The sequence below is a fragment of the Micromonospora sp. D75 genome, from assembly GCF_018070405.1.
In the GTDB taxonomy this organism is placed as follows: Bacteria; Actinomycetota; Actinomycetes; order Mycobacteriales; family Micromonosporaceae; genus Micromonospora; species Micromonospora chalcea.
The window spans coordinates 1-5,853 of the sequence record NZ_JAGPXV010000374.1; the positions used below are offsets into that span (position 1 = coordinate 1).

7 protein-coding genes and 1 pseudogene are annotated in these 5,853 nt (G+C 75.3%); 4 read left to right on the plus strand and 4 right to left on the minus strand.

The window, feature by feature from the left end; translation table 11 throughout:
• From KBX39_RS20760 to KBX39_RS20770, 3 genes and pseudogenes are all read left to right on the plus strand, one after another.
• A pseudogene (locus tag KBX39_RS20760) lies at positions 1-183 on the plus strand (hypothetical protein); the annotation flags it as partial.
• Positions 184-194: 11 nt separating this feature from the next.
• Entirely contained in the window at positions 195-1,442 is a 1,248-nt protein-coding gene (locus tag KBX39_RS20765; protein ID WP_043323888.1) for an MFS transporter, read from the plus strand.
• Between the two features lie 48 nt (positions 1,443-1,490).
• Complete coding sequence (locus tag KBX39_RS20770) at positions 1,491-2,675, plus strand: lycopene cyclase family protein (RefSeq protein ID WP_210872055.1); 1,185 nt, start codon at positions 1,491-1,493, stop codon at positions 2,673-2,675.
• Here the strand turns inward: KBX39_RS20770 and KBX39_RS20775 are convergent.
• Both KBX39_RS20775 and KBX39_RS20780 read right to left on the minus strand, forming a co-directional pair.
• Entirely contained in the window at positions 2,672-3,790 is a 1,119-nt protein-coding gene (locus tag KBX39_RS20775; RefSeq protein WP_210872057.1) for a serine hydrolase, read from the minus strand. The two genes, KBX39_RS20770 and KBX39_RS20775, sit on opposite strands and share 4 nt — an antisense overlap.
• 91 nt (positions 3,791-3,881) lie before the next feature.
• Positions 3,882-4,670 (minus strand): tyrosine-protein phosphatase, encoded by a 789-nt coding sequence (locus tag KBX39_RS20780; protein WP_069088649.1) that lies wholly within the window; start codon positions 4,668-4,670, stop codon positions 3,882-3,884.
• A 70-nt stretch (positions 4,671-4,740) separates the two neighbouring features.
• On the opposite strand from KBX39_RS20780, the gene rnhA reads away from it, so the two are divergent.
• A complete protein-coding gene (rnhA, locus tag KBX39_RS20785) occupies positions 4,741-5,304 on the plus strand; it encodes a ribonuclease HI (protein WP_069088650.1) in 564 nt (187 codons plus the stop codon).
• Here rnhA and KBX39_RS20790 read toward each other — a convergent pair.
• Both KBX39_RS20790 and KBX39_RS20795 read right to left on the minus strand, forming a co-directional pair.
• A complete protein-coding gene (locus KBX39_RS20790) occupies positions 5,223-5,480 on the minus strand; it encodes a hypothetical protein (protein WP_210872059.1) in 258 nt (85 codons plus the stop codon). The two genes, rnhA and KBX39_RS20790, sit on opposite strands and share 82 nt — an antisense overlap.
• A gap of 73 nt (positions 5,481-5,553) precedes the next feature.
• Positions 5,554-5,808: a preprotein translocase YidC gene (locus KBX39_RS20795; protein ID WP_113972750.1), complete on the minus strand. Its 255-nt coding sequence runs from the start codon at positions 5,806-5,808 to the stop codon at positions 5,554-5,556.
• Positions 5,809-5,853 lie beyond the last annotated feature (45 nt).

Genomic DNA, 5,853 nt, shown 5'->3' on the forward strand with positions numbered 1-5,853 from the left:
ACGGCGGTGGCCGCGTACCTGCACGAACGCGACGGCGACCCGGACCGGGCAGCCGGCCTGTACGCCGACGCGGCCCGTCGCGCGGCCAGCCTGGCCGAACGCGACCACCTGAACCGGCAGGCGGCCCGCCTCAACTCCCGCCGCCCGGATAAACCGGTCGGCAGGGTTCGTCGCCGCTGGTAGGTTGCCTCGCCGTGACGGGGGAACGGCTCGGCGGGCGCTTCGCCCGACTGTGGACGGCGAGCACGCTGTCCGCGCTGGGCAGCGGGACGGCGACTGTGGCCGCGCCGCTGTACGTGGCGTCGCTCACCGACGATCCGCTGGTGGTGTCGGCCGGGGCGGCGGTGTCGTGGCTGCCGTGGCTGCTGTTCGCGCTGCCCGGCGGCGTGCTGGCCGACCGGGTGGATCGGCGGCGGCTGATGGTGCTCATCGACTGGGTACGCGTCGGCGCGCTCGCCGTGCTCGCGGCGGCGATGCTGGCCGACCGGGCCGGGATCGCGCTGCTGTACGCGGTGCTGTTCGTGGTGAACACCGGCGAGGTGGTGTTCCGGACCGCCGCGCAGGCGGTGCTGCCGGCGGTGGTGCCGCGCTCGCTGCTGGAACGCGCCAACGGGTGGCTGGGCGGCGGCACCCAGGTGATGCAGAACATGATCGCCGGCCCGCTCGGCGGGTTCCTGTTCGTGCTGGCGGCGTCGCTGCCGTTCGCGCTCAACGCCGGCACGTACGCGCTCAGCGCCGTGCTGGTCGGGCTGCTCGCCGGGACGTACCGGGCCGGGCCGGCGCCGGACGGGCGGCGTTCGGCGCGGGCGGAGGTCGCGGAGGGGTTCCGCTGGTTGTGGGGGCAGCGGCTGCTGCGCACCATGACCGTGCTGATCGGCCTGCTCAACGTCACGCTCACCGCCGCCGTGGCGGTGCTGGTGCTGCTCGCCACCGAACGGCTGGGTCTCGGCTCGGTCGGCTACGGCGCGTTGTTCACCTGCATGGCAGTGGGCGGCGTGCTCGGCTCGGTGGTGGGGGACCGGCTGATCGCCGCGATCACGCCCACCTGGACGGTGCGGACCGGGCTGCTGGTCGAGGCGGGACTGCACCTGGCGCTGGCCGCGTCCCGCAGCGCCGCCGTGGTCGGGTTCGCGCTGTTCGCGTTCGGGGCGCACAGCGCGCTGTGGAACATCGTGGCGAACTCGCTGCGGCAGCGGCTCACCCCGCCCGCGTTGATGGGCCGGGTCGGCAGCACCACGTTGTTCGTCGCGGCGGGCGGAAACTGCGTCGGCGCGCTGCTGGGCGGTGTGGTGGCGGCCCGGTTCGGCATCACCGCGCCGTACTGGGTGGGTTTCGTGGTGGCGGTCGCGGTGATCGCCGCGACGTGGCGGGTCTTCGACCGGGCGACGGTGGCCGCCGCCTACGCCCAGCCGGCCCCGCAGGAGCCCGCCCCGGTGGCCTGAGCGCGGGTCGGCCGAGGGCCGCGCCCGCCGATGTGACAGCGTGGTCGGGTGCAGGCATCCTCAGCGGTCGACGTCGACCTCGCGCTGGTCGGCGGCGGCGGCGCCGCGTCCCTGGTCCTGGCCGCGCTGGACCGCCACGGCGTGACCGGGCTGCGGGTCGCGGTGGTCGACCCGGTGCACAAACGCGGCCAGGACCGCACGTGGGCGTTCTGGGGCCTGCCCGGCGACGACCTGGATCCGCTGCTGAGCGCGAGCTGGTCGCAGGTCGACGTGGTCACGCGCGCCGGCCGCCGCGTCCTCACGCTCGACCCGCTGCGGTACGCCATGCTGCGCTCCGCCCCGGTCTACGACCGGGCTGCCGCGGCCGAGCGGCGGCTGGACGCGGTCCGGATCAGCGCTCCGGCGGGGGAGCTGCACGACGACGGTGAGCGGGTCACTGTCCGCGACCCGGAGGGGCGTGAGCTGGTGCGGGCCGGGTGGGTGCTCGACTCGCGGCCACGGCGGCCGAAACGACCGGGGCGGACCAGTTGGTTGCAGCACTTCCGGGGCTGGTGGCTGGCCGCCGACCGGCCGACGTTCGATCCGCAGCGGGCCGTTCTGATGGACTTCCGCACCCCACAGCCGCAGCGCGGCGTCTCCTTCGGGTACGTGCTGCCTGTCGACGACCGGTTCGCGCTGGTCGAGTACACCGAGTTCGGGCCGGAACTGCTCGACGACGCGGGCTACGACACGGCGCTGCGCGGCTACGCCGACCTGCTCGGGCTGGACCTGACCGCGCTGCGGGTGCGGGAGGTCGAGGACGGCGTGATCCCGATGACCGACGGCCCGTTCGAACCCCGTCCCAGCCCGCGGGTGGTGCGGCTGGGCACCGCCGGTGGGGCGACCCGGCCGTCCACCGGGTTCACGTTCTCCGCGATGCTGCGCCAGGCCGACCAGGTGGCCCGGGCGCTCGCCGCCGGCCGTCCGCCGGTGCCCGCGCCCGCGTACCCGGGGCGGCACCTGTGGATGGACGCGGTGGCGCTGCGCGCGCTGGACCGGGGACACGTCGGCGGGGTGGAGTTCTTCGAGCGGCTGTTCGACCGCAACCCGGCGGAGCGGGTGCTGCGGTTCCTCGACGGCGTGACCAGCCCGGCCGAGGACCTGGCGGTGATGCGGTCCAGCCCGCTGCTGCCGATGACCGGCGCGGTGCTCGGCGACGCGGCCGGCCGGCTGCGGGCCCGCCTGCGCCGCTAGCTCCGGTGGCCGGTCGCCTCGGCGACGCGGTCGCGCACCAGCGCCCGCAGCTGCTCCATCGGGTCGCCGTCGCCCGCGCCGAGCCGGTTGCGCACCGCCGCCACCGTCAACCCCAGATCCGGGTACGCGAACGCGAGGCTGCCGCCGCTACCGGCGGTGCCGAACGATCCGTCGTCCTCGACCGCGTACCCGAGCCCGAACGTGCTCTCCTGCCCGAACACCCACTCCTGGGCGCGTACCGCCGGGGCGGACACCTCCCGCATCCGTGCGGCGGAGATCAGCCGTACCCCGTCGACCGGGCCGAGTAGCGCCGCGTACATCCGGGCCACCGCGCGGGCGCTCATCGTGCCGACCGACGGCACGTCGGCGCGCAGCACGTCGGGGCGGGAACCGATGACGGTGTCGGGGCGTACCGCTGGCGGGGCGACCGCGTCGAAGTGCGGCAGGTTCGCCCCGGCCCAGGTCATCAGCGCGGACAGGCCGGCGTCCTCCAGCCGGGCCAGCCGGGCCAGGTCCGCCTCCGGTACGGCGAGGAACAGTTCCCGGTCCACGCCGAGCGGCCCGGCCACCTCGTCGGCGAGCACGCGCGACACGGGCGCGCCGGTGACCCGCCGGACCACTTCGCCGAGCAGCCACCCCCACGTCCAGGCGTGGTACGCGAGCCGCTCGCCGGGTTCCCACAGCGGCCGCGCGTCTGCGAGCAGCTCGCACATGCGCGTCCAGTCGGTGAAGTCCTCCGGCGTGACGTCGGCGGGCAGCGCGGGCAGGCCGGCGGTGTGGGTGAGCACGTGCCGCAGCGTGATGGCGTCCTTGCCGTGTCGGGCGAACTCCGGCCACACCGCGGCGAGCGGCAGGTCGTAGTCGAGCCGTCCCCGCTCGGCGAGCACGTGCACGACGGTGGCGGTGAGTCCCTTGCCGGTGGAGACCGCGTGCACGGGCGTGTCGGCGGTCATCGGCCGTCCGGTGGTGGTGTCGGCGAGCCCCGCGTGTTCGGAGACGATCGCCACCCCGTCCAGGTACGCGGCCACCTGCACACCGGCCTCCCGGCCGGAGGAGACCAGCTCGTCGATCGTGTCCCGTACCTCGGCCCGCAGGCCGTCCCACCGCGTGTCCACGATCTCGCAGCGTGCCAGACCGCCGCGCCGCCGTCGCTCGCTTTTCGGCCGCCGGTTCTCCGTCGCTGCGTGCTCGGCCGGGCGGCGGCGCTCAGCGGGCGAGTGTCGTCGGCGTGGCGCCGGTGGTGCCCTGGGTCGGCAGCGGGTCCGTGTCGCCGGTGAGCAGCCGGGCCCGCAGCGCGTCGATCGTCTGCGCGTCGACACCGAGCCGGCCGGTCACGTACCCGTGCACGGAACCGTGTGCGGCCCTCAGGTCGGCCAGCACCAGCCGGATGACCTCGGCCGGCGCCCGCCCGTACGCGGGCCAGCCCGGCGTCGCGCCGCCGTTGCGGTCCCGCCACTCGGCGACCAGCCGGTCGGTGGCGTGCTCGGTGAGCGCGAAGTCCGCGGCGATCTGGTCGTCGTCCACCCCCAGCAGGGACAGCACCAGCGCGGCGAGCAGGCCGGTACGGTCCTTGCCGGACGCGCAGTGGAACACCAGCGGATGCTCGCCGTCCGCGATCACCTCGACCGCCCGGCGCAGCTCGGCCACGCCGTCCTCGGCCACCTCGGCGTACCGGTCGGCCAGGTAGCGCCACGGGTCCACGTCGGGATCGATGTCGGCCTGCACGTACGGCCGGTGCTCGATGCTCAGGTTGTGCCAGGTCACGCCGAGGCTCTCCGGGGCCCGGCCGCGGTCGGCGATCTCCCACGGGTAGCGCAGGTCGATCACGGTGCGGACGCCGAGCGCCGCGAACTGCTGCAGGTCGTCACCGGCGAGCTTGGCCAGCGAGTCGGAGCGGTAGAGGCGGCCCCGGGCGACGGTGCGGCCGTCGCCGGTCCGCCAGCCGCCGAGGTCCCGGAAGTTGCAGAGGGTGGCGAAGTCCGGGGGAGTGGTCATGCCGGCACGGTAGCCGCGCGCGGCGGGTCGGGTGGTCCCGCGTGCTCGCGTACCCGGTAGGTTGCCGGGCATGGCGGAGGCGGAGACCGGCCGGGTCGTGGAGATCTGGACCGACGGCGCGTGCAGCGGCAATCCCGGGCCCGGCGGGTGGGGCGCGGTGCTGCGCTGGGGCGGGCACGAGCGGGAGCTGTGCGGCGGCGAGGCCACCCCGACCACCAACAACCGGATGGAGCTGACCGCCGCGATCCGGGCGCTGGAGAGCCTGACCCGCCCGGTCACGGTACGGCTGCACACCGACAGCACCTATGTGCGCAACGGCATCACCGGCTGGCTGAACTCGTGGAAGCGCAACGGCTGGCTGACCGCCGCGAAGCAGCCGGTGAAGAACGCCGACCTGTGGCAGGCGCTGGAGGCGGCCTGTGCCCGGCACGACGTGACGTGGCTGTGGGTGAAGGGCCACAACGGGCACCCGGAGAACGAACGCGCGGACGCGCTGGCGAACCGGGGCATGACCGAGGCGCGGAGCGGCACGGCCGTCGCCCCGCGCACGCGTCAGCGCAGCGGCCGGCCCTCCTCGATCTCCTCCGGCTCCTCGGACGGGTCGCCGGTTCCGGAGACCGCGTCGACGTCGTAGCCGGCGCGGCTGACCTCCCGCGCGGACCGGCGGTCCTCGGCGGGCAGGTCGGCGACGTCGTCACCGGTGTCGTCGGTGGTGTGCAGGGACTCGCCCGGCGGGCGCAGGGACGCCTCGTACGCGGTCACGCCGTCGGGTTCGTCGGCCGCGCGGCCGAAGGACTCTTCACTGGTCATGTCGCACTCCTGCCCGCAGCGGGTGACGGCAAACGTTCGGGTGGCCTGGTGTCCGGCCGGTGCTCGCGCCTGCTCAGCCGGCGGCGTCCCGTCCGCGGGCCGCGTCCGGGTGGGTCGGCATCGAGGAGCCGCCCGAGCTGCTGCCGGAGGCGCCACCCGCCATGCCGGAGCCGTCGTCCTCGGTCACCTCGTCCGGTTTCGGCACGCCGGGCGCGGGCGCCGGCACGTCGGTGTCCGCGGCCGTCTGCACCAGCGGAACCTGCCCGGCCTCGTCCTCGGCGTGCGCCGGATCGACCGGCTCCTCACCGTCGCGTGCCCGATATCCCACCGGTTTCCCTCCCGTCGACCAACAGTCGTCCGCGCCGCCTACCCC

Coding starts and splice junctions, on each gene's coding strand:
- KBX39_RS20780 (WP_069088649.1), bottom strand. CDS start 4,670: ATGACCACTCCCCCGGACTTCGCCACCCTCTGCAACTTCCGGGACCTC.
- rnhA (WP_069088650.1), top strand. CDS start 4,741: ATGGCGGAGGCGGAGACCGGCCGGGTCGTGGAGATCTGGACCGACGGC.
- KBX39_RS20790 (WP_210872059.1), bottom strand. CDS start 5,480: ATGACCAGTGAAGAGTCCTTCGGCCGCGCGGCCGACGAACCCGACGGC.